Here is a 24,931-nt window from a genome sequence, read left to right as displayed (position 1 = left end):
CTTAGCGAGGAGTCATAAGGTGAGCGTGAAAGCTGCCAAGAATGCCCGAGAATTGCTGCTCAAGGAATACCGGGCAGTGCTTTCCACCCAGTCGAAGAAGTGGCCGGGCTACCCCTTCGGCTCGGTGGTTCCATACTGCCTGGACGGCGCCGGCCGGCCGCTGATCCTGATCAGCCGGATCGCCCAGCACACCCACAACCTGCAGGCCGATGCCAAGTGCTCGCTGCTGGTCGGCGAGCGCGGCGCCGACGACATCCAGGCCGCCGGCCGCCTGACCCTGCTGGCCGAGGCCCGGCAACTGGAGGACGTCGAGGAGATCGAGGCCGCGGCGGAGCGCTACTACCGCTTCTTCCCCGGCTCGCGCGACTACCACACGGCCCACGACTTCGACTTCTGGGCGCTGCAGCCGGTGCAGTGGCGCTTCATCGGCGGCTTCGGCGACATCCACTGGCTGGGCGCCGACAGCGTGCCGCTGGCCAACCCCTTCGTCGGCGAGGTGGAGCGGGGCATGGTCGGGCACATGAACCAGGACCACGCCAACGCCATCGCGCATTACCTGGAGCTGGCCGGCCTGCCGGTGGGCGAGGCCCCGGAACTGGTGGGAATCGATACGGAAGGTTTCCATCTGCGCGTCGGCTCCATCCTCCACTGGCTGCCGTTCCCGGCGCCCTGCGCCAACCCCGGCGAGGTTCGCCAGGCGCTGGTGCAACTGGCGCGGGCGCAGGCCTGGCCGGGTACCGAGGTGATCCAGGCTTGAAATAGGCGGGTGTCGGCGCCAACTACTGAATATCCGGGCCGACGCCCCGCCAAGGACCCCTGAAATGCGAGTTACCCTGTTCTTCCTGCTGCTCTTCCCGCTGATCGAACTGGCCGTGCTGATCAAGGTCGGCAGCGTCATCGGCGTGGGCTGGACCCTGCTGCTGCTCATCGCCAGTGCCTTCCTTGGCGCGGCGCTGCTGCGCGTGGCCGGCCTGGCCACCCTGTGGCGCGCCCGCGAGCGCCTGGCCCGCGGCGAGCTGCCCGAGCAGGAAATGCTCGAGGGCCTGTTGATCGCCGTCGGCGGCGCCCTGCTGATGCTGCCGGGCTTCATCAGCGACGTCATCGGCCTGCTCTGCCTGCTGCCGTTCACCCGCAGCCTGCTGCTGGGCGGCCTGCGCCGACGCATGCGCGAGCAGGAAGAGCGGCGCCGCGCCTTCGCCGGCGACCCGTCGGCGCAATCCCGCGGCCCGCATGGGCCGAACGTGATCGAGGGCGAGTTCGAACGCCGCGACAACGATCGCCTGCGCTGAAAATTTTTTCTTCACGGCCTTGAAATGCCCCACGACGACCTCATGTAGCAGGCACCGCAAGGTCCCTGTCATTCGGACAGGCTGTCTTACGCGGCTCGCCCGTCGGGCCGCAAACCGGCGAAGCCGGCTTCAACAAAACCTGCCGGACACTGATCCGGCCGTTGTAAACCACTGTTTGGGAGAGTTACGACTATGAAGCTTCGTCCTCTGCATGATCGCGTCGTCATCCGTCGCAGCGAGGAAGAAACCAAGACCGCAGGCGGCATCGTGCTGCCGGGTTCCGCCGCCGAGAAGCCGAACCGTGGCGAAGTCGTCGCCGTCGGTGCCGGCCGCGTGCTGGACAACGGCGAAGTTCGCGCTCTGGCAGTGAAAGTGGGTGACAAGGTGGTATTCGGCCCCTACTCGGGCAGCAACGCCATCAAGGTCGACGGCGAAGAACTGCTGGTGATGGGCGAGTCCGAGATCCTCGCCGTCCTGGAAGACTGATCAGTCCGCCCCAACCCCACTGAATTCGATTTAGAGGAAACAGAACATGGCTGCTAAAGAAGTCAAATTCGGCGATTCCGCTCGCAAGAAAATGCTGGTCGGCGTGAACGTCCTGGCCGATGCCGTCAAGGCCACCCTCGGCCCGAAAGGCCGTAACGTCGTGCTGGACAAGTCCTTCGGCGCACCGACCATCACCAAGGATGGCGTGTCCGTTGCCAAGGAAATCGAACTGAAGGACAAGTTCGAGAACATGGGCGCCCAACTGGTGAAAGACGTTGCCTCCAAGGCCAACGACGCCGCCGGTGACGGCACCACCACCGCCACCGTCCTGGCCCAGGCCATCGTCAACGAAGGCCTGAAGGCCGTTGCCGCCGGCATGAACCCGATGGACCTGAAGCGCGGCATCGACAAGGCCACCATCGCCATCGTCGCCCAGCTGAAGGACCTGGCCAAGCCCTGCGCCGACTCCAAGGCCATCGCCCAGGTTGGCACCATCTCCGCCAACTCCGACGAATCCATCGGCCAGATCATCGCCGAAGCCATGGACAAGGTCGGTAAAGAAGGCGTCATCACCGTAGAAGAAGGCTCGGGCCTGGAAAACGAACTGTCCGTCGTCGAAGGCATGCAGTTCGACCGCGGCTACCTGTCGCCCTACTTCATCAACAAGCCGGACACCATGGTGGCCGAGCTGGAAAACCCGCTGCTGCTGCTGGTCGACAAGAAGATCTCCAACATCCGCGAAATGCTGCCGGTGCTGGAAGCCGTCGCCAAGGCCGGCCGTCCGCTGCTGATCGTCGCCGAGGATGTCGAGGGCGAAGCCCTGGCCACCCTGGTGGTCAACAACATGCGCGGCATCGTCAAGGTCGCCGCCGTCAAGGCCCCGGGCTTCGGCGATCGCCGCAAGGCCATGCTGCAGGACATCGCCGTCCTGACCGGCGGTACCGTCATCTCCGAAGAAGTCGGTCTGAGCCTGGAAGGCGCCACCCTGGAGCACCTGGGTAACGCCAAGCGCGTGACCATCAACAAGGAAAACACCACCATCATCGACGGCGCCGGCGCCCAGGCCGACATCGAGGCCCGCGTCGCCCAGATCCGCAAGCAGGTCGAAGAGACCTCCTCGGACTACGACCGCGAGAAGCTGCAAGAGCGCCTGGCCAAGCTGGCCGGCGGTGTTGCCGTGATCAAGGTTGGCGCTGCCACCGAAGTCGAGATGAAAGAGAAGAAAGCCCGCGTCGAAGACGCCCTGCACGCTACCCGCGCTGCGGTGGAAGAGGGCGTGGTCCCCGGCGGTGGCGTGGCCCTGGTGCGCGCACTGCAGGCCATCGAAGGCCTGAAGGGCGACAACGAAGACCAGAACGTCGGCATCGCCCTGCTGCGCCGCGCCGTCGAATCCCCGCTGCGCCAGATCGTCGCCAACGCCGGTGACGAGCCGAGCGTGGTGGTCGACAAGGTCAAGCAAGGCTCCGGCAACTTCGGCTTCAACGCCGCTACCGGTGTCTACGGCGACATGATCGAGATGGGCATCCTGGACCCGGCCAAGGTCACCCGTTCGGCCCTGCAGGCCGCTGCCTCCATCGGCGGCCTGATGATCACCACCGAGGCCATGGTTGCCGAAGTGGTGGACGACAAGGCCGCTCCGGCCATGCCGGACATGGGCGGCATGGGTGGCATGGGCGGCATGATGTAAGAGCCTGTTTACGATCTCGCGAGCTAGAGCAGAACAAGGCGCAACGACCAACGGGAGTAACAGCCGAAGGCTGGCCCGAAGGGCGAGCGCAGCGAGTCAAAACAGGCGAGGGAAGCACCGGGCTCGCGTTCGAGTTTAGTCCGCTAAATGAGCATCACTCGTCTGTTTTTAACGCAGTTATGCCGACGCGCAGCAGATCGTAGATAGGTTCTTAGTCACCCGGCCCCAGGCTGAGAAAAAGCCCCGCTTCGGCGGGGCTTTTTCGTTTCCGGCCCTTTGTGCCAAGATGTGCCGCGCAGGAGATGGCATACCTCCTTCAACCGCCCCCGTGGCTGATGATGCCTACGCATTCACCTGGACCAGGCGCGTAGGCGTTCGCCTGCGGCCTGTCCGAAAGCCCCTCAAGGACAGGATCATGTGGAAACCCGTTCTCGCCATCGCCCTCGGCGCCGCCATCGGCGCGTTGCTGCGCTGGTACCTCGGCCTCAAGCTGAACAGCCTGATGCCCAACGTTCCTCCCGGCACCCTGGCCGCCAACCTGATCGGCGGCTACATCATCGGCGTCGCCGTCGCCTACTTCGCCAGCGCCCAGGGCATCGCCCCGGAGTGGCGGCTGCTGATCATCACCGGTTTCTGCGGCGGCCTGACCACCTTCTCGACCTTCTCCGCCGAGGTCGTCACCCTGCTGCAGGAAGGCCGCCTGGCCTGGGCCATGGGCGCGGTCGCCGTGCACGTCGGCGGCTCCCTGGCGATGACCCTGCTCGGCCTGTTCACCGGCAACTGGCTGATGGGCAGATGAACCGCCGCGGGGCGCTGCGAGTTCGCCCCCGCGACTCTTCGCGACACCTCTCCCGCGATCCCCTTCACGCCCCGGCTGGCGCGGCCTGGCGCTTTGTGAAAAAAACGTCAAAGACGCTTAAGTTCCAATTAAGCGAGCTAGTCTAGGGTGCCCTGCAAAGCGGAGAGGAACATGCGGATTCTGTTGGTGGAAGACAATCGGGACATCCTGGCCAACATGGCGGATTACCTGGGGCTCAAGGGTTACACGGTGGATTGCGCGCAGGACGGCCTGTCTGGCCTGCACCTGGCGGCCACCGCGCACTACGACCTGATCGTCCTGGACGTGATGCTGCCCGGCCTGGACGGTTTCACCCTGTGCCGGCGCCTGCGCGAAGACGCGCGGCGCGACACCCCGGTGATCATGCTGACCGCCCGCGACCAACTGGATGACCGCCTGCAAGGCTTCCGCTCCGGCGCCGACGACTACCTGCTCAAGCCCTTCGCCCTGTCGGAGCTGGCCGCGCGCATCGAGGCGGTGCTGCGCCGGACCCAGGGCGGCGGCCGCCGCGAGCTGCAGGTGGCGGACCTGAGCTACAACCTCGACACCCTGGAAGTGAACCGCGCCGGCAAGGCGCTCAAGCTCAACCCCATCGGCCTCAAGCTGCTGGCCGTGCTGATGCAGAAGAGCCCCCACGTGGTGCGCCGCGACGTGCTCGAGGAAGCCGTCTGGGGCGACGACTGCCCGGACAGCGACAGCCTGCGCAGCCACGTGCACCAACTGCGCCAGGTGATCGACAAGCCTTTCGCCCTGCCGTTGCTGCACACCGTCCACGGTGTCGGCTACCGCCTGGCGGAGGAAACGAATGGAGTATAGGCAGAGCCTTTCCCGCCGGATCGTCTTTGCCTTCGTGTTCATGACCGCGCTGGTCGGCGGCCTGTTTTCCCTGAGCATCGTCGGCGTGGTGCACGTGGTCGAGGAACGCCTGATCTCCCGTGACCTGGGCGGCGAACTGGACCGCATCATCAACGAGGACCTGCACAGCGGCAGGGGCCCGCGGCTGGACCCCGGCATGCGCTTCTTCGTCAGCGACGGCGTCGGCATCTACGCCATGCCGCCGGCGCTGCGGCGCCTGGAGTCGGGCTTTCACGAAGTGTTCGACGGCGAGCTGTCGTTCCATGCGCTGGTGCGCGACACCGACGGCCGCCGCTACGTGCTGCTGCAGGACCAGAGCGATTTCGAGGCGCGCGAGCAGGTGCTGTACGCCGCCGTGGTGACCGGCTACGTGCTCAGCCTGGCGCTGGCCGGCCTGCTCGGCTGGCTGCTCTCGCGCAAGGTGATGGAGCCGGTGGTGCGCCTGGCGCGCCAGGTGCGCCACCGCGACCAGTTGCTGGACCTGGCGCCGCCGTTGGCGCCGGACTACGCCCACGACGAGGTCGGCGAACTGGCCGAGGCCTTCGACTATGCGATCGGCCAACTGCACCAGGTGCTGACCCGCGAGAAGCTGTTCACCAGCGACGTCAGCCACGAACTGCGCACGCCGCTGATGGTGATCGCCACCAGCAGCGAGCTGCTTGCCGAGGAACCGGGCCTGAGCCCGAAGGCGCGCACCCAGCTGGCGCGGATCGCCAGCGCCAGCGAGGAAATGCGCGACCTGGTGCAGACCTTCCTGATGCTGGCGCGCTCGCGCACCAAGGAACTGGACATCGCCCCGCGGGCCGGCCTGCAGCGCATCGCCGACGACCTGGCCGGGCAATGGCGCGGGCCCATCGAGGCCAAGGGGCTGCAACTGATCTACGAGGTGCAGGGCGTGCCGCCGGAGGAATACAACGCGGCTTTCCTGCGCTCGGTGATGAGCAATCTGTTGCGCAACGCCATGCACTACACGGACGCCGGACATATCCGCTTGCAATTGACCGACAGCGGTTTCGTCGTCGAGGACAGCGGCCAGGGCATCCCCGAGGAGCAGCGCGAACGCATGTTCCAGCCCTTCGTCCGCGGCCCGCAACAGCGCGGCGAGGGCCTTGGCCTGGGCCTTTCGCTGGTGAAGCGGATCTGCGCGGCGGAAGGCTGGGAAGTCGGCCTCACGCCGGCGCAGCCGCACGGATGCCGTTTCGAGGTTCGCCTGGTGGGCGAGCCTTGACGAATTTTTCACATGCGCATGACCGCATGGATACAGAATCACCCTTAGTTTCGTATAAAAAATGAGCAGGAACCCCATCATGAGCGACAAGCCCGTCGAGCTTGAGTTTTCCCAGAAGTACGACCGTCAGCATGCCGAGCGCTACCTGCGCAAGCATCGCAGTGGGCTGTCCCGGAAACTTTCCCATTGGCGCGATGTCCAGATCGCCCGCCAGGCACTCAAGCTGGCCGGCCAGCCGAACCTGGTGCTGGACCTGCCGTGCGGCGCCGGGCGCTTCTGGCCGATGCTGGCCGAGAAGGACAACCGGGTGATCATCGGCGCGGACAATTCCGCCGACATGATCGCCGTGGCCTGCGCCGGCCAGCCGGAGGAGGTTGTCAAACGCGTGCGACCTTTGCAGACTTCGGCGTTCGCCATCGATCTGCCGGACAACGCCGTCGACAGCATCTTCAGCATGCGCCTGATGCACCACATCGGTGAGCCGAGCGACCGCATGACCATGCTGCGCGAGTTCCACCGCGTGACCCGCGACAGCGTGATCCTCTCGCTGTGGGTCGACGGCAACTTCAAGGCCTGGAAACGTCGTCGCGCCGAGGAAGGGCGCAAGAAGCACGCGTACCAGAACCGCTTCGTGATTCCTGCCCGCAGCATCGAGGAGGAGTTCCGCCAGGCCGGTTTCTCGGTGCAGGACCATATCGATTTCGTCCCGCTGGTGCACATGTGGCGGGTCTACATTCTGCGTAAGGAGTAATGATGGGCGCTGATTTGGCCGCTCTGCAGCGAATTTCCGGTGAAGATGCCATCGATCGCTGGTTGCAGATTCCCGGCAAATGGGTAGAGGAGCCGAATCGGCGGCGGGGCGGCGAAAGCGGGGTCCAGCGCGTGCTGACCGACGATGGCCGCCTGCTCTATCGCAAGCAGCAGGTCGGGCATATCTACCGCGACCTGCTGCACCCCTTCGGCTACCCGACCGCCATCCGCGAGCGCGATGCGCTGCAGGCCGCCGCGAGCTTGGGCGTCAAGGTGCCGACCCTGGTCTACGCCGGCTGCCGTAAGGTGGACGGCGAATGGCAGGCGCTGCTGGTCACCGAGTCGCTGGACGGCTATTCGAGCCTGGAAGACTGCTACGCCCGCGGCGACCACGAGCGCTGGGGCGAGGCCGTGCACCAGCGCATTCTGCAGCAGTACGGCAAGACCCTCGCCAGGCTCAACCTGGGCCGCTGGCAGCATGGCTGCCTGTACCTCAAGCATGTCTTCGTCAAGGTCGAGGGCGAGCAGATCGACGTTGCCCTGATCGACCTGGAAAAAGCCCGCCAGCGCTTCAGCGCCCGCCGCGCGGCCCGCCACGACCTGCGCCAGGTGAAGCGCCGTTCGTCGTGGACGGAAGCGCAATGGCAAGCCTTTGTCTATGGTTACGAGGCGGCGTTTGGCAGCGCCATCAAAGGGTTGCAGGCATGAAACTAGAAATCACACGAAGTTTGCTCCTCGTTGGCGCCCTGGGCGTGGCAACGCTGGCGGCGGCTGCCTGGCATGAGCCGGGTCCCGAGGTGATCGGCTCCCATGGCGAGCAGGCCAGCTGCCGTGTGCCGGCGAACGTGCAGGCCAAACAGGCGGCGCGGCCGGACCACGATCTGCTGCTGTTCCTCTTTGGCATGTCGCAGGGTGGTGTCAGCGCGCCACGTTGAGCAGGGTCCGCCTCGGCGGTGAAGAAAAGAATGCCGTTTCTCCCTATGGGGGAAACGGCATTTTTCATGATGCGCCGCGGCCCGGCGTGGCCGGTGAATCCAATCGCGGACAAAGTCCGCCCGTGCCTCCCTGAACTCGTAGGAGCAACTGTCTTGCCGGCTGCGCCAAGGCGCGCCTCAACGGATGGGTATCGCTCCGCTCAACGCCATCCTACGGGTCTTGTGTTTGCCGGAGGGCTACGGATTTTCTGCGCCTGCCGAACACATCCCGTTAGACTGCAAGCTGACGACAAGCGAGAGGCGAGCATGGCTGAGTCCGCATTCACCCCCTTCGGCGTGCAGAACCTGCTGGATACCGACTTCTACAAGTTGAGCATGATGCAGGCGGTGTTGCACAACTACCCCAACGTCGAGGTGGAGTGGGAGTTCCGTTGCCGCAATCGCGAGGACCTGCGCCCCTACCTGGCGCGCATCCGCGAGCGCATCGAGGCGCTGGCCGGGTTGAGCTTCAGCAGCGAGCAACTGGCCTTCCTCGAACGCATTCCCTTCTTCAAGCCGGACTTCATCCGCTTCCTCGGCCTGTTCCGCTTCAACATGCGCTACGTGCAGACCGGCATCGAGAACGATGAGTTCTTCCTGCGCCTGAAAGGCCCCTGGCTGCACGTGATCCTCTTCGAGGTGCCGGTGCTGGCCAGCATCAGCGAGGCGCGCAACCTGCAGCGTTATCCACAGGTGACCCTCGACCTGGTGCGCGAGCGCCTGCGCGACAAGCTCGACTGGCTGCGCCGCGAGGCCAGCGCCGAAGAGTTGGCCGGCTTCAAGATGGCCGACTTCGGCACCCGTCGGCGCTTCTCCTATGCCGTGCAGGAATGCGTGGTGCGCGAGCTGAAGGCGAGCTTCCCCGGGCGCTTCGTCGGCACCAGCAACGTGCACCTGGCGCGCAAGCTCGACCTCAAGCCGCTGGGCACCATGGCCCACGAATGGCTGATGGCGCACCAGCAGCTCGGCCCGCGGCTGATCGACAGCCAGGCCGCCGCGCTGGACGCCTGGGTCCGCGAGTACCGCGGCCAGCTGGGCATCGCCCTGACCGACGTGATCACCATGGACGCCTTCCTGCGCGACTTCGACCTGTACTTCGCCAAGCTCTTCGACGGCCTGCGCCACGACTCCGGCGACCCGCTGGTCTGGGCGGAGAAGGCCATCACCCACTACGAGAGCCTCGGCATCGACCCGCGCAGCAAGACCCTGGTGTTCTCCGACGGCCTCGACCTGCCGCGGGCGCTGCACATCTACCGCTCGCTGCGCGGGCGCATCGACGTCAGCTTCGGCATCGGCACCCATTTCACCTGCGACATCCCCGGCGTCGAGCCGATGAACATCGTGCTGAAAATGACCGCCTGCAATGGCCAGCCGGTGGCGAAAATCTCCGATACCCCGGGCAAGATGCAATGCAACGACGAGAATTTCGGCCGCTACCTCAAGCACGTCTTCCGCGTCGACGAGGCCCGCGGCTGAAAAGCGCTGCGGCGCCGTTGCGCTCGGGCGCGCGAAGCGCCAGTCTTGCCGGGTGACCTTCCGTTCACCAGGGGAGCAAGGATGTCAGCAAGCAACCAACTCATCATCGGCGCCGGTCCCGATGGCCAGGCCGTCAGCCAGCCGTGGAAGCTGGCCAACCGCCACGGCCTGATCGCCGGCGCCACCGGCACCGGCAAGACGGTGACCCTGCAGCACCTGGCCGAGAGCTTCAGCGATGCCGGCATCGCGGTGTTCGCCGCCGACATCAAGGGCGACCTCTGCGGCCTGGGCGCGGCGGGCAACCCGCAGGGCAAGGTGGCCGAGCGCATCGCCTCGATGCCCTGGCTGAACTACCAGGCCCAGGCCTACCCGGTGAGCCTGTGGGACGTCGCCGGCCACTGCGGCCACCCGCTGCGCACCACCCTCAGCGAGATGGGCCCGCTGTTGCTGGGCAACCTGCTGGAGCTGACCGACAGCCAGCAGGCCGCGCTCTTCGCCGCCTTCAAGGTGGCCGACCAGCAGGGCCTGCTGCTGCTCGACCTGAAGGACCTCAAGGCGCTGCTCAATTACCTCAAGGACCACCCGGAAGTGCTCGGCGACGACCGCGCGCTGTTCACCGGCGCCTCGTCCCAGGCGCTGCTGCGGCGCCTGGCGACCCTCGAGCAGCAGGGCGCCGAGGCCTTCTTCGGCGAGCCGGCGTTGCAACTGGAAGACATCCTGCGCCCGGATTCCGACGGCCGCGGGCGCATCCACCTGCTCGACGCCAGCAAGCTGGTGCACGAGGCGCCCAAGGTCTACGCCACCTTCCTGCTCTGGCTGCTGTCGGAACTGTTCGAGCAACTGCCCGAGCGCGGCGATGCCGACAAGCCGGTGTTGGCGCTGTTCTTCGACGAGGCGCACCTGCTGTTCAACGGCACGCCCAAAGCCCTGCACGACCGCCTGGAGCAGGTGGTGCGGCTGATCCGCTCCAAGGGCGTGGGCGTGTACTTCGTCACCCAGTCGCCCAGCGACCTGCCGGACGACGTCCTGGCCCAGCTCGGCCTGCGCATTCAGCACGGCCTGCGCGCCTTCACCGCGAAGGAGCAGAAATCCCTGCGCGCGGTGGCCGACGGCTTCCGCCCGAACCCGGCGTTCGACACCCTGAAGGTGCTCACCGAACTGGGCATCGGCGAAGCGCTGGTGGGCACCCTGGAAGAGAAGGGCACCCCGGCCATGGTCCAGCGCGTGGCCATCGCCCCGCCGCAGTCGCGCATCGGCCCGCTGACCGACGCCGAGCGCGCGCAGATCATCCGCACTTCGCCGTTGGCCGGGCGCTACGACAAGCCGATCGACCGCGAATCGGCCTACGAGCGCCTGACCGGCCGCACCGACGAGAAGATGGCGCCCAGCGAAACCAAGGCCGACGTTGGCAGCAGCCTGGGCAGCATGGCCGGGGAAATCCTCGGCAACCTGGCCAGCCAGACCATGAAGACCGTGGTGCGCCAGGCCGCCAACCAGATCGGCCGCGAACTGGTGCGCGGGCTGATGGGCTCGCTGCTGGGCGGCAAGCGGCGGTAGGTGGGCATATCGCTTACAGCCGGCGCCGCGATGCTCTTCGTAGGATGGGTTGAGCTTGCGAAACCCATGCGGTTGCGGTGATGGGTATCGCTTCGCTCAACGCCATCCTACGAAAAGCCGTGCTTCCTGGAACCGTAGGAGCGGACTCCGTCCGCGATGGGCCGGGCATGAGATCGGTGTATCGGCGTATAACCGCGAACGGTTATTCGCCCTACGGGTGCCCATGCCCCGCACCCCTGTAGGAGCGCGTCCTGCGCGCGATTCGCGGGCAGGGCCCGCTCCTGCAGGTGGCCTCTTGCGAACATGAACAAGGCGCCCGCAGGCGCCTTGTTCATGGATGGCGGTTCAGATACGGAAGCTGTCCACCAACTGCCGCAGCCGCCCGGCCTGGGTCTCCAGGTCGGCGCAGGCGCGCAGGGTGGCCTTGAGGTTCTCCACGCCCTCCTGGTTGAGGGTGTTGATCTCGGTGATGTCCATGTTCAGCGAGTCGACCACCGCGGTCTGTTCCTCGGTGGCGGTGGCTACCGACTGGTTCATCGCATCGATCTCGCTGATGCGCCCGGTCACGCTGGCCAGGCGCTGGCCGGCGCGGTTGGCGATCTCCACGCTCTCCAGGCTGTAGCGCTGGCTTTCGCCCATGGTGGTGACCGCCTCGCGGGCGCCCACCTGCAGTTCCTCGATCATGCCCTGGATCTGCTGCGCGGCCTCCTGGGCGCGGTGCGCCAGGTTGCGCACCTCGTCGGCCACCACGGCGAAGCCGCGGCCCGCCTCGCCGGCGCGGGCGGCTTCGATGGCGGCGTTGAGCGCCAGCAGGTTGGTCTGCTCGGAGATGCCCTTGATCACTTCGAGAATCTGCCCGATGTTCACCGTGCGGCTGTTCAGCGACTCGATGTGGGTGCTGGCGTAGCTGATCTTCTCCGACAGCTGGTTCATCGCGGCGATGGTCTGCTCCACTACTTGACGGCCGTCGCCGGCCTGGTGGCTGGCGTCGCTGGCGTGGTGCGAGGCATCGGCGGCGTTGCGGGCGATTTCCTGGGCGGCGGCGCCCAGCTCGTTGATCGCCGCGGCCACGCTGTTGGTGCGGTTGGCCTGCTCGTCGGAGTTGGCCATGGACGAGTTGGAGGCGTTGACCACCAGTTGCGAGACGTCATGCAGCTGGCGCGCGGTGCCGGCGACTTCGCGAATGGACTCGTGGATGCGCTCGACGAAGCGGTTGAAGGCTTCGGCCAGGGCGCCGAACTCGTCGCGGCTGTGCACCGCCAGGCGCTTGGTCAGGTCGCCTTCGCCCTGGGCGATGTCCTGCATGGCGCGGCCCATGGCGGTGAGGGGCTGCATCAGCACGCGGATCAGCATGCCCAGCAGCAGAAGGATCGCGACTATGGCGACCAGCGCGGCTATCACCGCCGAGGTGCGGAAGGTGCTGAGCATGGCGTAGGCCTTGTCCTTGTCGATGGACAGGCCGATGTACCAGTTCACCGAAGGCAGGCCCTTGACCGGGGCGAAGGCGAGGATGCGGGTAGAGCCGTTGAGCTCGCTCTCGCTGAAGCCGCTGCCGATCCGCGGGGTGTTCTGTGGGTAGATTTCGCTGAGGTTCTTCATCACCTGCTGCTTGTCCGGGGCGACCAGCACCTTGCCGTCGCCGCTGACCAGGAAGGCGTAGCCCATGCCGCTGAAGTCCAGCGAGTTGATGATCTGCACGATGGCCTGCAGGTTGAGGTCGCCGCCGACCACGCCCACGGTCTTGCCGGCGGCTTGGGCCGGCGTGGCGATGGTGATGATCAACTGGCCGGTGGCGGCATCGACGTAGGGTTCGGTCAGGGTGGTGCCGCCGGCGGCCAGGGCGTCCTTGTACCAGGGGCGGGTGCGCGGGTCGTAGCCGTCGGGCATCTTGTCGTCCGGGCGCATGGTGAAGGTGCCGTCGGCCTGGCCGAGGTAGGTGAAGCTGAAGGTCGAGGTCAGCGCCTTCTGCTCCAGCAGGCCGCCGAGGCTGGCCGGCGCGCTGTCGCGGCCGATGCTCTGGGCGGTGTGTTCCACCAGTAGGATGCGCCCGCTGAGCCAGTTCTGGATGTTGCTGGCGGTGACTTCACCCATTTCCTGCAGGTAGGACTCCAGGTCCGCGCGGATGGCGTTGCGCTGCAGGGAGTCGTTGTACAGGGTGAAGAGCGCGAATGCGGCGAAAACCACCAGAGAAGCGGCCAGCAGTATTTTGTGGCTGAACTTCAGGTTCTTCATCATCTTGTTTTTGCATCCAGGGATGGGGCCAGTGATTTGGGGGCCTCGGCGATGGTTCCGAGCCCCCGGACTACAGACCGCGCGCCGGGTGGGGCGGCGGTGGGGCCGCCCGCGGGTGACGTGCGGCCGGTGGCACTCCTGTGCCGGGAAGCCCTTGCCCGGGGCTGAAGCGCCGGCTGATGCGGCTTTCAGACAAGAAGTCGGCATTTTCTGTAGGAAGCTTTAGCGAGGCGGACGAACGGTAGCGGTCGGAGGGTGAAAGGCAGAGACGTGCGTAGGGCGTATAACGCTCCGCGTTATACGCCGCTTGGCCTTGGTTCCAGGCCCTTGCATGGTCGAGCCCGAACCTCTGTTTCCGCGCATTCCGGGCTCGGCCAGGAGGTGGCCTGTGGATGAGGTGTATCGGCGTATAACCGCGAACGGTTATACGCCCTACGGGTGCCCATGCCTCGCACCCTTGTAGGAGCGCGCCCTGCGCGCGATTCGCGGGCAGGGCCCGCTCCTACAGATGGCATCTTGCGAACATGAAAAAGGCGCCCGCAGGCGCCTTGTTCATGGATGGCGGATCAGATGCGGAAACTGTCCACCAGGTGCCGCAGGCGCCCGGCCTGGGCCTCCAGGTCGGCGCAGGCGCGCAGGGTGGCCTGGAGGTTTTCCACGCCTTCCTGGTTGAGGGTGTTGATCTCGGTGATGTCCATGTTCAGCGAATCGACCACCGCGGTCTGCTCTTCGGTGGCGGTGGCCACCGACTGGTTCATCGCGTCGATCTCGCTGATCCGTCCGGTCACGCTGGCCAGGCGCTGGCCGGCGCGGTTGGCGATCTCCACGCTTTCCAGGCTGTAGCGCTGGCTTTCGCCCATGGTGTTGACCGCCTCGCGGGCGCCGACCTGCAGTTCCTCGATCATGCCCTGAATCTGCTGCGCAGATTCCTGGGCGCGGTGCGCCAGGTTGCGCACCTCGTCGGCCACCACGGCGAAGCCGCGGCCCGCCTCGCCGGCGCGGGCGGCTTCGATGGCGGCGTTGAGCGCCAGCAGGTTGGTCTGCTCGGAGATGCCCTTGATCACTTCGAGGATCTGCCCGATGTTCACCGTGCGGCTGTTCAGCGCCTCGATATGGGTGCTGGCGTAGCTGATCTTCTCCGACAGCTGGTTCATCGCGGCGATGGTCTGCTCCACTACTTGACGGCCGTCGCCGGCCTGGTGGCTGGCGTCGCTGGCGTGGTGCGAGGCATCGGCGGCGTTGCGGGCGATTTCCTGGGCGGCGGCGCCCAGTTCGTTGATCGCCGCTGCCACGCTGTTGGTGCGGGTGGCCTGCTCGTCGGAGTTGGCCATGGACGAGTTGGAGGCATTGACCACCAGCTGCGACACGTCATGCAGCTGGCGCGCGGTGCCGGCCACTTCGCGGATGGACTCGTGGATGCGCGCGACGAAGCGGTTGAAGGCCTCGGCCAGCAGGCCGAACTCGTCGCGGCTGTCGACCTTCAGGCGCTTGGTCAGGTCGCCCTCGCCCTGGGCGATGTCCTGCATGGCGCGGCCCATGTCGGTGAGCGGCTGCATCAGCACGCGGATCAGCATGCCCAGCAGGAAGATGATCGCGACGATGGCGACCAGGGTGGCGATCACCGCCGAGGTGCGGAAGTCGCTGAGCATGGCGTAGGCGGCGCTCTTGTCCAGCACCAGGGCGACGTACCAGGACACCCCCGGCAGGCCCTCGACGCGGGTCATGGAGACCAGTTGCGTATGGCCGTCGACTTCCACTTCCTGCACGCCGGGGCGGACCTGCGGCGCGCCGTGCGGGTAGACCTCGGCGAGGTTCTTGAACACCTTCGCGTCGTCCGGGTGCAGGAGGATCTTGCCGGCGTCGCTGACCAGGAAGGCATAGCCGTCGCCGTCGAACTTCAGCGAGTTGAGGATGGCGGTGATGGTCTGCAGCTTCATGTCGCCGGCGGCCACGCCGACCAGTTGGCCGTTGCGCATGACCGGCATGGACATGGCGAGGATCTGCTCCTTGGTGCCGGCGTCGAGGAACGGCTCGGTGACGATCAGCCGGCCGGCGGCCGCGGCGTCCTTGTACCAGCCGCGCTGGCGCGGGTCGTAGCCGTCGGGCATGGGCGAGTAGGGGCGCATGGTGAAGACGCCGCTGGCGGCCTCGCCCAGGTACACCGATTCGAAGTTCCGCTGCAGCACCTGCTGCTCCAGCACGTGCTGGATGCGCTCGGCGGTGGGCTCGCCATCGGCCAGTTGCGCGGCTTCCATCTCCACCAGGTGGATGCGGCCTTCCAGCCAGCTCTGGATGTTGCTGGCGGTGAGGCTGCCGATCTCGCGCAGGTAGGAGTCGGTGTCCTCCTGGATGGCGCGGCTCTGGCGGAAGTCGTTGAAGAAGATGAAGCAGGCGAAGGCGAAGATCACCACGAGGGAGGCCGCCAGAAGGATCTTCTTGGCGAAGGACAGCGAGCGAAGCATGGGTAGAGCATCCTGCGGGAACGACGGTGTGGGCAGGTTGTATCGGCCGTTTTCTGTAGGACTTTAGCTTTGTGATGGGAAAATGACGTCAGAAAAGAATGACGGATCCCGCGGGCATCGTTCAGGTGAACGTCAGTTGCAGCAGATAGCCGGCAAAGATCGAGAAAACGAAGGGAAATGACTTGGAACGGCTGACATCGAAGGATTTCAGCCGCGCCACGACGGGCTGCGGAAGCCTGTTCGAGTCGATCGAAAGCCTGCTGCCCAGCATCAGCAGCAGCGTCGCCAGGCAGGCCAGGCCCAGGCTGTAGAGCAGGGTGTCGGGGTCGCTGGCCAGGCCCAGCGCGGCCAGCAGCTTGACGTCCGCCGCGCCCAGCTTGCCGAGCCGGTAGCCGGGCAGGCTCAGCGCGAGGCCCAGGGCCGCCGCGGCAAGGGCGGCCGCCACGGAATGCTGGGTCAGGCTGTGGCCGTGCAGGTACAGGTAGGCGGCGGCCGCGGCCAGGCCGCCGAAGGTCAGCAGGTTGTCCACCTTGCGGCGGCGCAGGTCCTGGTAGGCACAGGCGGCCAGCCAACCGAGCAGCATCCATGTCGCCAGCATTCGCTCGTGTCCTGCTCAGGTCAGGCCCGGATGGCCAGGCGACGCCTGCGCGGGGCAGGCGTCGGTGGGGCCGTCAGTAGAAGCGCGAGGCCAGCCAGAACAGGCCGGCGGCCAGGGCCATGGAGGTGGGCAGGGTGAGGATCCAGGCCATCAGGATGTTGCGCACGGTGCCGCCCTGCAGGCCACTGCGGTTGGCGACCATGGTGCCGGCCACGCCCGAGGACAGCACGTGGGTGGTGGACACCGGCAGGCTGTAGAGGTTGGCCATGCCGATCGCCGCGGTGGCGGTGAGCTGGGCGCTGATGCCCTGGGCGTAGGTCATGCCCTGCTTGCCGATCTTCTCGCCGACGGTGAGCACCACGCGCTTCCAGCCGACCATGGTGCCCACGCCCAGGGCCAGGGCCACCGCGATGATCACCCAGAAGGGCGCGTATTCGGTGGTGCTGGTCAGGTCCTTGCGCAGCTTCTCCAGGTCGGCCTTCTCGCGCGCCGGCAGGCTGTCGAGCTTGCCGACCTTCTTCGCGGTGTCGTCCAGGCACAGCAGGTAGCGGCGCACCTGCACGCGGCTGTCGGCGGACAGCTCGTTGTAGCTGGAGATGCCCTTGATGTCGCTCAGCAGGCCCTTGAGGGTGGATTCGGTCTGCTTCGCTTCGCAGCGGTACAGCTCGGGCATCTCGCCGTCGGCGCCCTTGCCCAGGGCGAGCATGTCGCCGAGCACGTCGGTGTGGCGCTGGTAGAACTGGCTGAGGTGGATGGCGGCGTCGCGGGTGCGTTCGATCTGGTAGGTGGTGCTATTGAGGTCGAGGACGAACTTGGCGGGGACGATGCCGATCAGCACCAGCATGATCAGGCCGATGCCCTTCTGGCCGTCGTTGGAGCCGTGGACGAAGCTCACGGTCATGGCCGAGAGCACCAGCACCAGGCGGTTCCAGAACGGCGGGTGCTTCTTCTCGTCGACTTCGCGGCGGGTTTCCGGGGTCTTGTGCATCTTCGACAGCGGGTACATCCACTTCAGGCCGATCAGCACCAGGGCCGCGACGATGAAGCCGGCCAGCGGCGAGAAGATCAGCGACATGGCGATGTCGATCGCCTTCTGCCAGTTCACCCCGTCGGCCAGCGGCACACCGGTGATGACGGCGTTGGCCAGGCCCACGCCGAGGATCGAGCCGATCAGGGTGTGCGAACTGGAGGCGGGGATGCCGAAGTACCAGGTGCCCAGGTTCCAGGCGATGGCCGCGGCCAGCAGCGAGAACACCATGGCCAGGCCGTGGCCGCTGTTGACGTTGATCAGCAGTTCCACCGGTAGCAGGTGCACGATGGCATAGGCCACGCCGACGCCACCGAGCAGCACGCCGAGGAAGTTGAAGATGCCGGAGAGGATGACCGCGCGGTAGGGCGACATGGCCTTGGTGTAGATCACCGTGGCCACCGCGTTGGCGGTGTCATGGAAGCCGTTGATGAACTCGAAGGCCAGGACGAAGCCCAGCGCCAGCACCAGGCTGATGCCTACCCAGAGGTCGAGTCCGCTGAAGAGATCGAACATGAAGTTTCTGTGACCGGTCGGTGACGGGGCGGCGATTATGCCAGAAGCGATAGGATGTCGTCTGAAACCTGAAGCGATTCTCGGAATCCAGCGACACCCGGTCGCACGGGGCTTGCAGCGCTGCGGGCAATGCGCTGCAACGTTTTCGGGGGGCCGTCGCGGCTCAGTTCGCGTCCTGTTCGGCCTGGCGTTGCTGGGCCTTCTGCAGGTCGGTCTGCATCTTCTCCAGTTCCCGGTCGAAGGCCTTGTCCTGCACGGTCGGGCGCTTGCGCCAGGGCTTCTTGTCGGGGTCGGGCTGGGCGGCGTAGAGGGTGACCTCGCCGCCATAGACATCCTTGTAACGCTGTTCCTGGCGCTCCAGTTCGGCGCGCAGTTCGTCTTTCGTCACCTGTGTTCCTGATGGCGTGTGGCTGATGGGGGGATATGCGGGGAAAGCATAGCAGGCGCGATTATAACCGCTGGCGGGGCGCTGTCAGCCGTGACCGGGGCACGCGGGTGGGCTCGCACAAATGTAACAGCAGGCTACGCTCAGGAAGCGATCAACATTCGAGGAGACCGCTCCATGATCAAGCTCCGCCTTCCCCTGCTGCTGTGCGCGCTGTTGTTCTCGGTGCAGGGTTTCGCCGCCAACACCGCCCAGCAGGAAAAGATGAAGACCTGCAACGCCGACGCCACCGCCAAGTCGCTGAAAGGTGATGAGCGCAAGACCTTCATGAGCAGCTGCCTGAAAGCCGGCGGCGGCGATACCGGCAAGAAGCTGACGCCGCAGCAGGAGAAGATGGCCCAGTGCAACAAGGACGCCGCGGCCAAGGCGCTGAAGGGCGATGAGCGCAAGACGTTCATGAGTGGGTGCCTGAAGAAATAGCGGGGGCGGAGCGCAGGTGCGACCGGGGCGTCCGGCGTGGCCGGTGAACCCGATCGCGGACAAGGTCCGCTCCTACGCCCATGCTTCCCTGGGGCCATAGAAGCAACTGGCGCTCTTCGTAGGGTGGGTTGAGCTTTGGCGAAACCCATGCGGTCGTGATGATGGGTATCGCTTCGCTCAACCCATCCTACGGGGCATTGTGTTTGTCGGAGAGGTAGGACTCTGTCCGCGATGGAACCGTGTTCCGCGTTCGCAATAGCGAGGTGGGCGGTGCGAGAGGCCAAGGCCCACTCGTTCAAACCCCCGAACACAACAACCAGGCCACCGCCAGCAGATAGAACAACACCGACCCATCCTCGCCCAGCGGCGATTGAAGAGCATGCCGTGCGTTCATGTTCATGCCTTCACCTCCGCCGACCAGTAGCCCTGGGCGTTGCGGAAGGGCTGCCGGGCCATCTGCTCCGGGCGGGTGATGCCATTGGCGCGCAGGGCGTTGACCAGCGCCGAGAAGGACTTCGCGGTATAGCTCATGGCGGGCTCCTTGCGTTCCGTCAGTGGAGGACGGAGCTATGAAAACGCAACGGCCACCATCAACGGAAATGGAACTTCCTGCTTTCGACTATTGATGAAATCGATGAAAGACCCGGCTCACCAGTCCAGCTGTAACTGGCTGTCGAACTGCCGCGGCCGGCCCGTCAGCGGGTCGTCGAAGGCCAGGTGCCGGGCCAGCAACTGCAGCGGGCGGGAATAGTCGTCGCTGCGCCGCTGCTCTTCCGGCAGCAGCTGTGGATAAAGCGGATCGTTGCGCAGCGCCGCCCCCAGGGCGGCCATGTGCACGCGCAGCTGGTGGCGCTTGCCGCTCACCGGGTAGAGCGCGTAGCGCCACCAGTGCTCGCGGCGCTCCAGCACCTCGATGCGGGTTTCGCTGTTGATCGCGCCCTCGGCCTCGCGCATGAGGATGAAGGGCTCGCCGTCCACCAGGCGACTGCGCCGCACATGGGGGAAGTCCAACTGCGGCAGCGGCGGGGCGATGGCCTCGTAGCGCTTGTGCATGCGCCGCTCGCGGAACAGCGCCTGGTAGGCCGCGCGGCTGGCCGGGTTGGCGGAGAACAGCACCAGCCCGGCGGTGGGCCGGTCGATGCGGTGCAGCGGCACCAGCAGCGGGTTGTCCAGGCGCCGAGCCAGGCGCGCCAGCAGGGTCTGTTCGACGTACTGGCCGGAGGGCGTCACCGGCAGGAAGTGCGGCTTGTCGGCCACCACCAGGTGCTCGTCGACGTGCAGGATGCGTTCTTCGAAGGGGATCGGCGTTTCCGCCTCCACCTCGCGGAAGTAGTGCACGCGCAGGCCCTCGCGGTGCGGTGTGCTGGCGTCCAGCGGCTTGCCCTCGGCGTCCAGCACGCGGCCGCGGGCCAGGCGCTGCAGCCAAGTCTGGCGGGGGATCGCCGGGAAGCGCGCGCACAGGCAGTCGAGCACCGTCGACCAGGGCCCGGCCGGCAGGTGCAGGGTGCTGGCGCGGTGCTGGGCGGCGGAAAACGGCTTCTCGGACATGGTCGGCGGTGGCGGTCGGGGGCGTGCATTAGGCCGCAGATGGGAGTCGCCGTCAAAGGCCGCCCGGCGCTCAGTGGGACAGCCGCGCGGCCAGTTCGTCGACTTCCTCGGCCCAGTCCGAGTCCTCTTCCAGGGCCTCGCGGATGAAGGCCGCCTGGGCCTCGTTCCAGAAGGGCGCGTCGGCCAGGGCCTGGTCCGCGGGCAGGCGGTGCGCGGCGAGGAAGGCGTCGATCTCCTGGCGGCCGCTGGGCAGGCCCAGTTGCTTGAACAGTTCGGCGAAGGTGTGGGGTGTGGTGTCCATGGCGGGCCTCCTGTGGTCGGTCGTGCATCAACTATAGGCGTTCGGCGCGGGCCGGTCGGCCGCGGAATCGATAGGTGGCTTTCAATTTTCCCGGCATCGGGCAATGATGGCGCAGTCCCTGACATCCCCTCGCGCCAGGCCCGTTCATGAGCTCTCCCGAGCAGCGTCCGCACGCCGTCACCCTGCAGATCGTCTCGATCGTCGGTTTCACCTTCCTGCTGTTCCTGTGCATCGGCTTCCTGCTGCCGGTGCTGCCCGGCTTCGTCCACCATGACCTGGGCTTCGACGCCACCACCGCCGGCCTGGTGATCGGCGCGCAGTACCTGGCGACCCTCGCCTCGCGGCCGCTGGCCGGGCGCCTGACCGACACCCTGGGGGCCAAGCGCGCGGTGATCTACGGCCTGCTCAGCCTGGCCGGCGGCGGGGCGCTGGTGCTGCTGGCCACCAGCCTGCAGGCGCTGGCCTGGATGAGCCTGGCGCTGCTGCTGGGCAGCCGCCTGCTGATCGGCTTCGCCCAGGGCCTGATGGGCATCGGCACGGCGAGCTGGGGCATCGCCCGGGTCGGTGCGCAGAACACCGCGCGGGTGATCTCCTGGAACGGCATCGTCTGCTACGGCGGCATCGCCCTGGGCGCGCCGCTGGGCGTGGGCATGGCCGCGCAGCTGGGGCTGTGGAGCCTGGGCGCCGGCATCCTGGCGCTGGCCGGCCTGGGCCTGCTGCTGGCCCGTGGCAAGGCGCCGGCGCCGATCATCGCCGGCACGCGCATGGCCTTCTTCACCGTGCTTGGCCGGGTGCTGCCCTACGGTATGTGCGTGGCCCTGGGTTCCATCGGCTTCGGCAGCCTGGCCACCTTCATCACCCTCTACTACGGCAGCCGCGGCTGGGCCGACCCGGCCTGGTGCCTGAGCCTGTTCGGCATCAGCTTCGTCGGCGCGCGGCTGCTGCTGTCCTGGACCATCAACCGCTTCGGCGGCTTCAACGTGGCGGTGCTCTGCCTGCTGGTGGAAAGCGCCGGCCTGCTGCTGTTGTGGCAGGCGCCGAGCCCGGCCTTCGCCCTGCTCGGCACGGCGCTGACCGGCGCCGGGCTGTCGCTGGTGTACCCGGCGCTGGGCGTCGAGGCGGTGCTGCGCATCCCCGCCGCCAGCCGCAGTTCGGCGCTGGGCGCCTACGCGCTGTTCTTCGACCTGGCCCTGGGCCTGGCCGGCCCGCTGATGGGCGCGGTGGCCGCGCACTCGGACTACGCCAGCATCTTCCTGGTGGCCGCGCTGCTGGCCGCCTGCGGCTTCCTCATCTGCCTCTGGCTGCTGCGCTTCACCCGCCAGCGCCATGAGGAACTGGACTTCGACTAGACTGCGGCATCCCCCGCCGTGACCGCTTCCCATGGACATCGAACTGGCGCGCACCTTCCTGGAAATCGCCCGTGGCGGCAGCTTCGTCGCCGCCGCGCAGCGCCTGCACGTGACCCAGACCACGGTCACCGCGCGGGTGCACAACCTCGAGACGCAGCTGGGCTGCCGGCTGTTCCAGCGCAGCCGCGCCGGCGCCCGGCTGACCGATGACGGCGAGCGCTTCCTCGGCTACGCCAACCAACTGGTGCAGACCTGGGACGCGGCGCGCCGCGACCTGCCGCTGCCGGCGGGCTACCGCGAGGTGCTCAACATCGGCGGCGAGCTGAGCCTGAGCAACCCGCTGATGCTCGCCTGGACGGTGCGCCTGCGCCAGCGCATGCCGGCCCTGGCCCTGCACGCCGAGATCGGCAGCGGCGAGCGCCTGCAGAAGCAGCTGGAGCTGGGCGTGCTCGACGCCGCGCTGGTCTACCGCCCGGACTACTGGCCGGGCATGCAGGTGGAGCAGTTGCTGGAGGAGAAGCTGATCCTGGTGCGCTCGACGCAGCAACCGGAGCCCTACATCTACATCGACTGGGGCGAGGAATTCCGCCGCCAGCACGACGCCGCGCTGCCCGACCGGGCCCACGCCGCCACCAGCTTCAGCCTCGGCCCGCTGGCCCTGCAGCACCTGCTGCAATGCGGCGGCAGCGGCTACTTCCGCACGCGGGTGGTGCACAGCTACCTGAAGGCAGGGGTGCTGGAGCGGGTGCCGCTGGCGCCGGAGTTCATCTACCCGACCTACCTGGTGTATTCCCGCGAGAAGGACTCGCCGGCGCTGCAGAACGCCCTGGCCATCCTCCGCGAGCTGGTGGCCGGGGACATCGACTGGTCGCAGCGCTGGGACTACGAGGCCTAGACCGCCACCTGCAGGGCGCGCTCGGCCTGCACCTGCGGCTGCAGCCAGAGGTGGCGGAAGGCGGCGATCAGGTCGGTCTGGCTGAGCATGCCGACCAGCCGGCCGGCGCCGTCGACCACCGGCAGGCAGTGGCGGCCCTGGTCGGAGAGCAGCTGGATCAGCTCCGGCAGCTGGGCGTCCTCGCGCAGCGATTGCACGCGGTGCGTCATCAGGTTGCCGACGCGCTGGCCGAAGGGCGAGCGCAGGCGGCGCTGACCGCGGAACAGGTCGCTCAAGGTGAGGATGCCCACCAGGTGGCCGCGGTCGAGCACCGGCAGGGCCTTGAGGTGGTGCTTGTCGAGCAGGCCCCAGGCCTCCTCGATGCGCGCGTCCGGGCTGACCGAGCGGATATCGCGGGACATGATGTCGCGCGCGCGGATGCCGCCCAGCAGGCGTTCGCTGGCGTGCTTCTCGGCGGCTAGCAGCAGGCGTTCGAGGTCCTCGGGCGTCACGTCGACGAAGCCGCCGGCGCTGGCCAGGGCGCTTTCCAGGTCGTCGGCGTGCAGGCCCAGGCGCTCGCCGGGCAGCGGGTCGGCGGTCAGGTGCGGGTTGCTGGCCGGGACGGCGAGCTTGCGCGGGTAGGGCGCGCGGGTGAGGTTGTTGTAGACCAGGGCCACGCCGATCAGCGCCAGCGAGGCCACGCCCACCGGCAGCAGCAGGTGCAGCAGATGCTGGTCCACCAGCGGCCCGCCCACGGCCAGGCTGAAGGCCATGGCCGTGCTCGGCGGGTGCAGGCAGCGCAGGCCGAGCATCAGCAACACCGCCACCACCATGGACAGCGACGCCTGCGGCCAGCTGTGACCGAGCCAGTGGCCGAGCAGCAGGCCCACCAGCGCGGCCACCAGGTTGCCGCCCAGCAGCGACCAGGGCTGCGCCAGCGGGCTGGACGGCACGGCGATGGCCAGCAGGGCGGAGGCGGCCAGCGGCGGGCCGATGCGCAGCATGGTGTCGACGCCGAACAGCCAGGCGCACAAGGGCATGCACAGGCCCAGGGCGAACCCGCAGCCGAGCACGGCGCGCAGCCAGTCGCGGTTGGACGAGGGGCCGGCGCAGGGCGCCAGGCGGTGCAGCCAGGAACCGAAGGCAGCGGCTTTCATCGCGGCACCTCGCGGGAGGCGCCGGGAAGGGGGGCAGTCAATGGATGCATGTCACGCAGGCACCGCGCATCACGATTCCGGCCTGGGGCCGGTCGGGCGGGCGCTTCCTTATGGTTGGTCGAGCGGCGTTCTGTCGCAGGGGCGAGGCCGACGGCCATCCTAGACAGCGTGACGATCCATATCCAATGAATGTTATTGCTGTTTGAGTGCAATATTGTTGAAGTGTGGGCTCGCCCGCGCGGGCCTCACACCGGCGGGAAGGCCTTGAACGCCTCCAGCGTCTCGGCGTAGGAGGTCCAGCTGTGTAGGGCCGGCTTCGCGGTCGAGCCCGGAGTGCCCGGAAGCAGGTGATCCGTGGCCCGACCCGAAGCGCGCCTGGGATCGAGGTCAAACGGCGGATAACGCCGTAGGCGTTATGCGCCCTACACCTGCCCCAGCCTTGGCGTAGGGCGAATAACCGTTCGCGGTTATCCGCCGTTTCACCCAGCTCATGCCCGGCTTCGCGGTCGAGCTCGGAGTGCCTGGAAGCAAGTGCTCCGTGGCCCAACCCGAAGCGCCTGGGATCGAGGTCAAGCGGCGGATAACGCCGTAGGCGTTATGCGCCCTACGCCTGGCCCAGCCTTGGCGTAGGGCGAATAACCGTTCGCGGTTATCCGCCGTTTCACAGAGCTTATGCCCGGCTTCGCGGTCGAGCTCGGAGTGCCTGGAAGCAGGTGCTTCGTGGCCCAACCCGAAGCGCGCCTGGGATCGAGGTCAAACGGCGGATAACGCCGTAGGCGTTATGCACCCTACACCTGCCCCAGCCTTGGCGTAGGGCGAATAACCGTTCGCGGTTATCCGCCGTTTCACCCAGCTCATGCCC

At 67.0% G+C, this 24,931-nt stretch carries 24 protein-coding genes, 1 pseudogene and 1 riboswitch; of the genes and pseudogenes, 15 read left to right on the top strand and 10 right to left on the bottom strand.

Features of this window, described 5'->3' with window-relative positions:
• Positions 1-19 precede the first annotated feature (19 nt).
• From PM1_RS24610 to PM1_RS24555, 12 genes are all read left to right on the top strand, one after another.
• The gene (locus PM1_RS24610; protein ID WP_009617964.1) at positions 20-757 is read left to right on the top strand and encodes a HugZ family pyridoxamine 5'-phosphate oxidase; all 738 of its coding nucleotides are present in this window, start codon (positions 20-22) and stop codon (positions 755-757) included.
• Between the two features lie 64 nt (positions 758-821).
• Complete coding sequence (locus tag PM1_RS24605; protein ID WP_009617966.1) at positions 822-1,289, top strand: FxsA family protein; 468 nt, start codon at positions 822-824, stop codon at positions 1,287-1,289.
• Positions 1,290-1,481: 192 nt separating this feature from the next.
• Positions 1,482-1,775 (top strand): co-chaperone GroES, encoded by a 294-nt coding sequence (locus PM1_RS24600; RefSeq protein ID WP_009617968.1) that lies wholly within the window; start codon positions 1,482-1,484, stop codon positions 1,773-1,775.
• A gap of 46 nt (positions 1,776-1,821) precedes the next feature.
• Positions 1,822-3,462: a chaperonin GroEL gene (gene groL, locus PM1_RS24595; protein ID WP_009617969.1), complete on the top strand. Its 1,641-nt coding sequence runs from the start codon at positions 1,822-1,824 to the stop codon at positions 3,460-3,462.
• A 289-nt stretch (positions 3,463-3,751) separates the two neighbouring features.
• Positions 3,752-3,814: riboswitch (Fluoride riboswitch) on the top strand.
• A 63-nt stretch (positions 3,815-3,877) separates the two neighbouring features.
• Positions 3,878-4,261 carry a fluoride efflux transporter CrcB gene (crcB, locus tag PM1_RS24590; protein ID WP_009617970.1) on the top strand — a complete coding sequence of 128 codons (384 nt, stop codon included), beginning with the start codon at positions 3,878-3,880 and terminating at the stop codon, positions 4,259-4,261.
• A gap of 171 nt (positions 4,262-4,432) precedes the next feature.
• Positions 4,433-5,116 carry a response regulator transcription factor gene (locus PM1_RS24585; protein WP_009617976.1) on the top strand — a complete coding sequence of 228 codons (684 nt, stop codon included), beginning with the start codon at positions 4,433-4,435 and terminating at the stop codon, positions 5,114-5,116.
• Positions 5,106-6,383, top strand: coding sequence for a sensor histidine kinase (locus PM1_RS24580; RefSeq protein WP_009617978.1), 1,278 nt, complete (start codon positions 5,106-5,108; stop codon positions 6,381-6,383). The genes PM1_RS24585 and PM1_RS24580 overlap by 11 nt, the downstream gene beginning before the upstream one ends.
• A gap of 79 nt (positions 6,384-6,462) precedes the next feature.
• A complete protein-coding gene (locus tag PM1_RS24575; RefSeq protein ID WP_009617980.1) occupies positions 6,463-7,134 on the top strand; it encodes a class I SAM-dependent methyltransferase in 672 nt (223 codons plus the stop codon).
• A gap of 2 nt (positions 7,135-7,136) precedes the next feature.
• On the top strand, positions 7,137-7,841 hold the full coding sequence (locus PM1_RS24570) for a lipopolysaccharide kinase InaA family protein (RefSeq protein ID WP_009617981.1): 705 nt from the start codon (positions 7,137-7,139) through the stop codon (positions 7,839-7,841).
• Positions 7,838-8,068 carry a hypothetical protein gene (locus PM1_RS24565; RefSeq protein WP_009617982.1) on the top strand — a complete coding sequence of 77 codons (231 nt, stop codon included), beginning with the start codon at positions 7,838-7,840 and terminating at the stop codon, positions 8,066-8,068. The genes PM1_RS24570 and PM1_RS24565 overlap by 4 nt, the downstream gene beginning before the upstream one ends.
• Before the next feature lie 306 nt (positions 8,069-8,374).
• Complete coding sequence (gene pncB / locus PM1_RS24560) at positions 8,375-9,583, top strand: nicotinate phosphoribosyltransferase (RefSeq protein WP_009617984.1); 1,209 nt, start codon at positions 8,375-8,377, stop codon at positions 9,581-9,583.
• Between the two features lie 81 nt (positions 9,584-9,664).
• Positions 9,665-11,140: a helicase HerA-like domain-containing protein gene (locus tag PM1_RS24555; protein ID WP_009617986.1), complete on the top strand. Its 1,476-nt coding sequence runs from the start codon at positions 9,665-9,667 to the stop codon at positions 11,138-11,140.
• Between the two features lie 345 nt (positions 11,141-11,485).
• Here PM1_RS24555 and PM1_RS24550 read toward each other — a convergent pair whose 3' ends face one another.
• From PM1_RS24550 to PM1_RS24530, 6 genes and pseudogenes are all read right to left on the bottom strand, one after another.
• The gene (locus tag PM1_RS24550; protein WP_009617988.1) at positions 11,486-13,375 is read right to left on the bottom strand and encodes a methyl-accepting chemotaxis protein; all 1,890 of its coding nucleotides are present in this window, start codon (positions 13,373-13,375) and stop codon (positions 11,486-11,488) included.
• 563 nt (positions 13,376-13,938) lie between these two features.
• Positions 13,939-14,703 carry a methyl-accepting chemotaxis protein gene (locus PM1_RS31430; RefSeq protein ID WP_404944714.1) on the bottom strand — a complete coding sequence of 255 codons (765 nt, stop codon included), beginning with the start codon at positions 14,701-14,703 and terminating at the stop codon, positions 13,939-13,941.
• 90 nt (positions 14,704-14,793) lie between these two features.
• Positions 14,794-15,834: pseudogene (locus tag PM1_RS31425) on the bottom strand (HAMP domain-containing protein); the annotation flags it as partial.
• 121 nt (positions 15,835-15,955) lie between these two features.
• Positions 15,956-16,432 carry a prepilin peptidase gene (locus tag PM1_RS24540; RefSeq protein ID WP_009617994.1) on the bottom strand — a complete coding sequence of 159 codons (477 nt, stop codon included), beginning with the start codon at positions 16,430-16,432 and terminating at the stop codon, positions 15,956-15,958.
• A 73-nt stretch (positions 16,433-16,505) separates the two neighbouring features.
• On the bottom strand, positions 16,506-17,975 hold the full coding sequence (locus PM1_RS24535) for an inorganic phosphate transporter (protein ID WP_009617996.1): 1,470 nt from the start codon (positions 17,973-17,975) through the stop codon (positions 16,506-16,508).
• Between the two features lie 163 nt (positions 17,976-18,138).
• On the bottom strand, positions 18,139-18,363 hold the full coding sequence (locus tag PM1_RS24530; RefSeq protein ID WP_009617998.1) for a hypothetical protein: 225 nt from the start codon (positions 18,361-18,363) through the stop codon (positions 18,139-18,141).
• A gap of 174 nt (positions 18,364-18,537) precedes the next feature.
• On the opposite strand from PM1_RS24530, the gene PM1_RS24525 reads away from it, so the two are divergent.
• Positions 18,538-18,840 (top strand): PsiF family protein, encoded by a 303-nt coding sequence (locus PM1_RS24525; protein ID WP_009618000.1) that lies wholly within the window; start codon positions 18,538-18,540, stop codon positions 18,838-18,840.
• 396 nt (positions 18,841-19,236) lie between these two features.
• Here the strand turns inward: PM1_RS24525 and PM1_RS31175 are convergent, their stop codons facing one another.
• The 3 genes from PM1_RS31175 to PM1_RS24515 all read right to left on the bottom strand — a co-directional run bounded on the left by PM1_RS31175 (position 19,237) and on the right by PM1_RS24515 (position 20,689).
• The gene (locus PM1_RS31175) at positions 19,237-19,371 is read right to left on the bottom strand and encodes a hypothetical protein (RefSeq protein ID WP_009618002.1); all 135 of its coding nucleotides are present in this window, start codon (positions 19,369-19,371) and stop codon (positions 19,237-19,239) included.
• 117 nt (positions 19,372-19,488) lie between these two features.
• Entirely contained in the window at positions 19,489-20,388 is a 900-nt protein-coding gene (locus tag PM1_RS24520; protein ID WP_009618003.1) for a pseudouridine synthase, read from the bottom strand.
• Positions 20,389-20,458: 70 nt separating this feature from the next.
• A complete protein-coding gene (locus tag PM1_RS24515) occupies positions 20,459-20,689 on the bottom strand; it encodes a DUF2789 domain-containing protein (RefSeq protein WP_009618004.1) in 231 nt (76 codons plus the stop codon).
• Positions 20,690-20,835: 146 nt separating this feature from the next.
• On the opposite strand from PM1_RS24515, the gene PM1_RS24510 reads away from it, so the two are divergent.
• Positions 20,836-22,038, top strand: a complete 1,203-nt coding sequence (locus PM1_RS24510; RefSeq protein WP_174407155.1) for an MFS transporter — start codon at positions 20,836-20,838, stop codon at positions 22,036-22,038.
• 31 nt (positions 22,039-22,069) lie between these two features.
• The gene (locus tag PM1_RS24505) at positions 22,070-22,933 is read left to right on the top strand and encodes a LysR family transcriptional regulator (protein WP_009618006.1); all 864 of its coding nucleotides are present in this window, start codon (positions 22,070-22,072) and stop codon (positions 22,931-22,933) included.
• On the opposite strand, the gene PM1_RS24500 is transcribed toward PM1_RS24505, so the two are convergent.
• Positions 22,930-24,069: an HPP family protein gene (locus PM1_RS24500; RefSeq protein ID WP_009618007.1), complete on the bottom strand. Its 1,140-nt coding sequence runs from the start codon at positions 24,067-24,069 to the stop codon at positions 22,930-22,932. The two genes, PM1_RS24505 and PM1_RS24500, sit on opposite strands and share 4 nt — an antisense overlap.
• Between the last annotated feature and the right edge of the window lie 862 nt (positions 24,070-24,931).

This window comes from Pseudomonas sp. M1 (assembly GCF_022760135.1).
In the GTDB taxonomy this organism is placed as follows: Bacteria; Pseudomonadota; Gammaproteobacteria; order Pseudomonadales; family Pseudomonadaceae; genus Pseudomonas; species Pseudomonas citronellolis.
This window is presented reverse-complemented; position numbering and strand designations above follow the sequence as displayed.

Bases quoted from the DNA above. Each gene is read 5' to 3' on its own strand.
- PM1_RS24605 (WP_009617966.1), top strand. From the start codon at position 822: ATGCGAGTTACCCTGTTCTTCCTGCTGCTCTTCCCGCTGATCGAACTG.
- PM1_RS24600 (WP_009617968.1), top strand. From the start codon at position 1,482: ATGAAGCTTCGTCCTCTGCATGATCGCGTCGTCATCCGTCGCAGCGAG.
- PM1_RS24505 (WP_009618006.1), top strand. From the start codon at position 22,070: ATGGACATCGAACTGGCGCGCACCTTCCTGGAAATCGCCCGTGGCGGC.
- PM1_RS24550 (WP_009617988.1), bottom strand. From the start codon at position 13,375: ATGATGAAGAACCTGAAGTTCAGCCACAAAATACTGCTGGCCGCTTCT.
- PM1_RS24575 (WP_009617980.1), top strand. From the start codon at position 6,463: ATGAGCGACAAGCCCGTCGAGCTTGAGTTTTCCCAGAAGTACGACCGT.
- pncB (WP_009617984.1), top strand. From the start codon at position 8,375: ATGGCTGAGTCCGCATTCACCCCCTTCGGCGTGCAGAACCTGCTGGAT.
- PM1_RS24580 (WP_009617978.1), top strand. From the start codon at position 5,106: ATGGAGTATAGGCAGAGCCTTTCCCGCCGGATCGTCTTTGCCTTCGTG.
- PM1_RS31175 (WP_009618002.1), bottom strand. From the start codon at position 19,371: ATGAGCTATACCGCGAAGTCCTTCTCGGCGCTGGTCAACGCCCTGCGC.
- PM1_RS24555 (WP_009617986.1), top strand. From the start codon at position 9,665: ATGTCAGCAAGCAACCAACTCATCATCGGCGCCGGTCCCGATGGCCAG.
- PM1_RS24510 (WP_174407155.1), top strand. From the start codon at position 20,836: ATGAGCTCTCCCGAGCAGCGTCCGCACGCCGTCACCCTGCAGATCGTC.
- crcB (WP_009617970.1), top strand. From the start codon at position 3,878: ATGTGGAAACCCGTTCTCGCCATCGCCCTCGGCGCCGCCATCGGCGCG.
- groL (WP_009617969.1), top strand. From the start codon at position 1,822: ATGGCTGCTAAAGAAGTCAAATTCGGCGATTCCGCTCGCAAGAAAATG.
- PM1_RS24565 (WP_009617982.1), top strand. From the start codon at position 7,838: ATGAAACTAGAAATCACACGAAGTTTGCTCCTCGTTGGCGCCCTGGGC.
- PM1_RS31430 (WP_404944714.1), bottom strand. From the start codon at position 14,703: ATGGCCAACTCCGACGAGCAGGCCACCCGCACCAACAGCGTGGCAGCG.
- PM1_RS24525 (WP_009618000.1), top strand. From the start codon at position 18,538: ATGATCAAGCTCCGCCTTCCCCTGCTGCTGTGCGCGCTGTTGTTCTCG.
- PM1_RS24515 (WP_009618004.1), bottom strand. From the start codon at position 20,689: ATGGACACCACACCCCACACCTTCGCCGAACTGTTCAAGCAACTGGGC.
- PM1_RS24540 (WP_009617994.1), bottom strand. From the start codon at position 16,432: ATGCTGGCGACATGGATGCTGCTCGGTTGGCTGGCCGCCTGTGCCTAC.
- PM1_RS24585 (WP_009617976.1), top strand. From the start codon at position 4,433: ATGCGGATTCTGTTGGTGGAAGACAATCGGGACATCCTGGCCAACATG.
- PM1_RS24570 (WP_009617981.1), top strand. From the start codon at position 7,137: ATGGGCGCTGATTTGGCCGCTCTGCAGCGAATTTCCGGTGAAGATGCC.
- PM1_RS24520 (WP_009618003.1), bottom strand. From the start codon at position 20,388: ATGTCCGAGAAGCCGTTTTCCGCCGCCCAGCACCGCGCCAGCACCCTG.
- PM1_RS24535 (WP_009617996.1), bottom strand. From the start codon at position 17,975: ATGTTCGATCTCTTCAGCGGACTCGACCTCTGGGTAGGCATCAGCCTG.
- PM1_RS24500 (WP_009618007.1), bottom strand. From the start codon at position 24,069: ATGAAAGCCGCTGCCTTCGGTTCCTGGCTGCACCGCCTGGCGCCCTGC.